This is a genomic window from Bradyrhizobium sp., from assembly GCF_030646015.1.
GTDB lineage: Bacteria > Pseudomonadota > Alphaproteobacteria > Rhizobiales > Xanthobacteraceae > Bradyrhizobium.
The window spans coordinates 1-4,098 of the sequence record NZ_JAUSLT010000043.1 but is presented as its reverse complement, the minus strand read 5'-3'; the positions used below and the strand labels follow the sequence as shown (position 1 = coordinate 4,098).

The window sequence follows — 4,098 nt, the reverse complement described above, 5'->3', positions numbered from 1 at the left end:
AAGGGGATGCGGTGGACGCGGATGGCGCTCCTGACGAGGGCGCCTGAGGCGGACGGCGAAGTCGTGTGGTCCCGACACCTCGGTGCTGGTGTCAAGTTCGCGTTAAGCAGCGCGGGCGACGGTGGCAAGAAAGCCGATCGCCGGGGAGATCACGTATAAGCCGTAAACCATTGCGCAGGGAAAGTCGGATGCCTCCGCTGAACCTGTATGCTCGTGTGCGTTTTTACTCGTGCATTTTGCACACGAGACCGCGGGTGCAGCGCGCACCCGGCTTTCCCTGCGCCCTTGTGATTTGGAGGGCAAGGAAATTGTTAGCAAACCTCGGGCGGAACATGCCGCGAGAACGAGAAGGTGTGTTTGAAAATTGAACCCTCTCGCGTCGTCCCTGCGAACGCAGGGACCCATAACCCTGGTCGGCTTAGGACACGGCGCAATGGTTCAACGAGTCCGCCAACACCATCCACCCTATCGACTGCACGGCGTATGGGTCCCTGCGTTCGCAGGGACGACGCAGAGAGATAACGCGTCACACGCGCCGCCTCCCCTACAACGCCGCGATCACCGCTTTCGCGATATCCGCCGTGCCGTTGCTGCCGCCGAATTCCATCGGCTTGATGCCGTCGGCATAGACCTTGTCGACCGCGCGCTCGATGCGTTCGCCGGCTTCCGCGGCACCTTCGATGCCGTGCTTGTCGGCGAGCCAGTCCAGCATCATCGCGGTGGAGAGGATCATGCCGGTGGGATTGGCCTTGCCCTGCCCCATGATGTCGGGCGCGGTGCCGTGGCAGGGCTGGAACACGGCGTGTTTGTCGCCGATGTCGGCCGACGGCGCCATGCCCATGCCGCCGATCAAACCGGCGGTCAGGTCGGAGAGAATATCGCCGAACATGTTCTCCGTCACCATGACGTCGAAATCCCAGGGCCGTTTCACCAGCAGCGCCGAGCAGGCGTCGATATACATGTGATCGGCCTTGACCCCGGGATGTTTTTTGGCGGCCTCGTCAAAAATCCCGCGGAAGAAGGCAAACGCCTTGAACACATTGGCCTTGTCGACGCAGGCCAACGAGCCGGGCTTGCCGCGTGCCTTGCGACGTTCGGCGAGGCGGAAGGAAAACTCGAACAGCCGCTCCGAGGTTTTTCGCGTGATCACCAGCGTCTCGCGCGCCTCGTCGTGGGTGACAACGCCCTTGCCCATCGAGGCGAACAGGCCTTCGGTGGATTCCCGGATCACGATCAGGTCGATGCCGCGCGCATCGGCGCCGACGATCGGGCTCGGCACGCCCGGGATGAGCCGCGCCGGCCGCACGCCGGCATAGAGATCGAAATGAACGCGCAGCTCGATCTGCGGCGCGATCTCGGTGTTATCGGGGTAACGCACCGACGGCAGCCCGCAGGCGCCGAGCAGGACGGCGTCGGCCTCGTCGCACAGCCGGATCGTGCTTTCCGGCATCGACTTGCCGGTCTCACGGTAATGATTGGCGCCGGCCGGCGCCTCGGTGAAGCGGAATTTCAGCTCGGTCGTCGCCTCGATCCTGCGCAGCACTTCCAGCGCCGGCGCCATCACCTCGGGGCCGATACCGTCGCCGCCGAGCACGGCGATGTGGAGGGCGTTGTTGGCGGACATGAGAGTTCCTTAGCGAGAGATAGAAGCAATCTACTAGCAACGTCATTGCGAGCGCAGCGAAGCAATCCATGTGGTCGCGCGAAGAAAGATGGATTGCTTCGCTGCGCTCGCAATGACGGCAACCTACGGCGTCAGCACCGCGCGGCCGACCAGTTTCCCCTTCTGCAGATCGAGCAGGGCCTGGTTGGCCTGGGCCAGCGGCATCGTCGTCACCGGAATCGGCGGGATTTTCATGTTGCGCACCAGATCGAGCAGTTCCTTGGTCTCGCGCAGATTGCCGACATAACTGCCCTGGATGGTGATCGCCTTGATCGGGATCAGCGGCAGCGCCCACGGCGCACCGCCGCCGAACAGGCCGACGATGACGAGCTTGCCGCCCTTGGAGAGGCAGTCGAAGCCGAGCTGCGCGGTCGCGGCATTGCCGACCAGGTCGATCACGGCGCGGATCGGGCCGCCGGCGGCTTTTGTCAATTGCTCCAGCGCGTCGGGGGCCTTGCCGTCGACGGTGGCGAGCGCGCCTGCCGCCATCGCGGCCTCGCGCTTGCGCGCATCGATATCGACGACGATGGCGCCCTTGCCGCCCATCGCCTTCAACAGCGACAGCGCCATCAGGCCGAGGCCGCCGGCGCCGAAGATCACGATCGGCGTGTTGAAATCCTTCTCGACCTTCTTCAGCGCGCTGTAGGTGGTGACGCCGGAGCAGGCATAGGGCGCCGCGGTGACGGGATCGAGACCGTTCAGATTGATCAGGTATTTCGGGTGCGGCACCGTCATGTGGTCGGCATAGCCGCCGTCGCAATAGACCCCGATCGCGTTCGGCTTGACGGCGCACATGTTCTCGTCGCCGCCGAGACAGGTCTCGCATTTGCCGCAGCCGAGCCAGGGATAGACCAGCACGATGTCGCCGACCTTGAGGCCGGCGGTATCTTTCGCGTCCGGCCCGAACGCCAGCACCTCGCCGACGGACTCATGCCCCATGGTGCGCGGCAGCGACACGCCGCGGTCCTTCAGCGACAGCGGCTTTCTGCCATGGCCGAGATCGTAGCCGCCTTCCCAGATGTGCAGGTCACTGTGGCAGACGCCGGCCGCCTTGACCTTGAGCAGCACCTGGGTGCCGCTCGGCTGCGGCGTCGGTGCGTCCACTTCCCGCAAGGGGGCGTTGAAATCGGCAACCTGGAAACTCTTCATCGCTTCTCTCCCGATGGTTTTTTTTATTTTCTCGATGCCGTTGTTAGACGCTTAGGCAGCGCCAATCAATGGATGATGGCAGGCCGCGAACTGTTCCGGCGCGACCTCGCGAAGCTCCGGCACTTCGTCGCTGCAGCGCTGGTCCGCGCGTGGGCAACGGGTGCGAAACCGGCAGCCGGAGGGCGGCGCGATCGGCGACGGCGGCTCGCCCACCGCCACGCTTTCGGCCGGCCGCACGTCCGGATCCGGCACCGGGATCGCCTCGATCAGCAGCGCGGTATAGGGATGAGCTGGATGCGCGAACAATTGCTCGGACGGACCGACCTCGCAGAGCCGGCCGAGATACATCACGGCGACGCGGTCGCTGACCGCCTTCACGACCGCCAGATCGTGGGCGATGAACAGCAGCGTCAGTCCGAAGCGCGCCTTCATATCCTCCAGCAGGTTGAGGATCTGGGCGCGGATCGAGACGTCGAGCGCCGACACCGGCTCATCGCAGATGATGAATTCGGGATTGAGCACCAGCGCGCGGGCAATGCAGATGCGCTGGCATTGTCCGCCGGAAAATTCGTGCGGCAGACGTCCCATCACCAGGTTTGGGTCGAGGCCTACCGCGCTGAGCACCTCATGGACGAGTTTCTGACGCTGCTTCGGATCCTTCACGCCCGCGATCACCAGCGGTTCGGCGACGATGTCGCCGATCCGCCGCCGCGGGTTCAGCGAGGCGATCGGGTCCTGGAAGATAAGCTGTACGCGCCGGCGCATTTTCCGCAAGGTGTCGCCTTGCATCGCCGTGAGATCCTGGCCGTCGAACAGCACCCGGCCCGAAACCGGACGCCGCAGCTGCAGCACCGCGCGGCCGAGTGTCGACTTGCCGCAGCCGGATTCGCCGACCAGGCCCAGCGTCTCGCCGCGCCCGACGTCCAGACTGACGTCCGACACCGCGTGGACCGTCTTGCTGCCGACGGGATATTCGACGACCAGATGCTCGACCTTGAGCAGCGGTTCGCGCGCCGCGGATTTTTGGCTTTCCTGCATCACGCGCCGACCCCGACGGGTGCCGGAATGGGGTGGAAGCAGGCAAATCGGTGGTCGGCGGATTCCGCAACCGTGAGCGCAGGCTTCTCCTGATGACAGAGCCCGCGGGCATAGCGGCAGCGCGGCGAGAACGAGCAGCCCTGGATCGGCCGGGTCGGGTCCGGCGGGCGTCCCGAAATCGCCGGCAGCCGCGTATGCGGCTTGGCATCGATCTTCGGGATCGCCGCCAGCAGCGCCTCGGTATAGGG

At 65.1% G+C, this 4,098-nt stretch carries 4 protein-coding genes; all 4 read right to left on the bottom strand.

Translation table 11 applies throughout. The features are described 5' to 3' along the window. Positions 1–544: 544 nt before the first annotated feature. Complete coding sequence (locus tag Q7T45_RS06485; protein ID WP_304868915.1) at positions 545–1,624, bottom strand: isocitrate/isopropylmalate dehydrogenase family protein; 1,080 nt, start codon at positions 1,622–1,624, stop codon at positions 545–547. Between the two features lie 123 nt (positions 1,625–1,747). Beyond that, the gene (locus Q7T45_RS06480; protein WP_304868913.1) at positions 1,748–2,812 is read right to left on the bottom strand and encodes an alcohol dehydrogenase; all 1,065 of its coding nucleotides are present in this window, start codon (positions 2,810–2,812) and stop codon (positions 1,748–1,750) included. A gap of 51 nt (positions 2,813–2,863) precedes the next feature. Further along, the gene (locus Q7T45_RS06475) at positions 2,864–3,850 is read right to left on the bottom strand and encodes an ABC transporter ATP-binding protein (RefSeq protein ID WP_304868918.1); all 987 of its coding nucleotides are present in this window, start codon (positions 3,848–3,850) and stop codon (positions 2,864–2,866) included. Continuing rightward, positions 3,850–4,098 (bottom strand): oligopeptide/dipeptide ABC transporter ATP-binding protein (locus Q7T45_RS06470; protein WP_370691222.1); only part of this gene is annotated, 249 nt, incomplete at its 5' end. The genes Q7T45_RS06475 and Q7T45_RS06470, both read right to left, overlap by 1 nt.

Excerpts from the sequence above, each read along its gene's own strand:
- Q7T45_RS06485 (WP_304868915.1), bottom strand. The coding sequence starts at position 1,624 with ATGTCCGCCAACAACGCCCTCCACATCGCCGTGCTCGGCGGCGACGGT.
- Q7T45_RS06480 (WP_304868913.1), bottom strand. The coding sequence starts at position 2,812 with ATGAAGAGTTTCCAGGTTGCCGATTTCAACGCCCCCTTGCGGGAAGTG.
- Q7T45_RS06475 (WP_304868918.1), bottom strand. The coding sequence starts at position 3,850 with ATGCAGGAAAGCCAAAAATCCGCGGCGCGCGAACCGCTGCTCAAGGTC.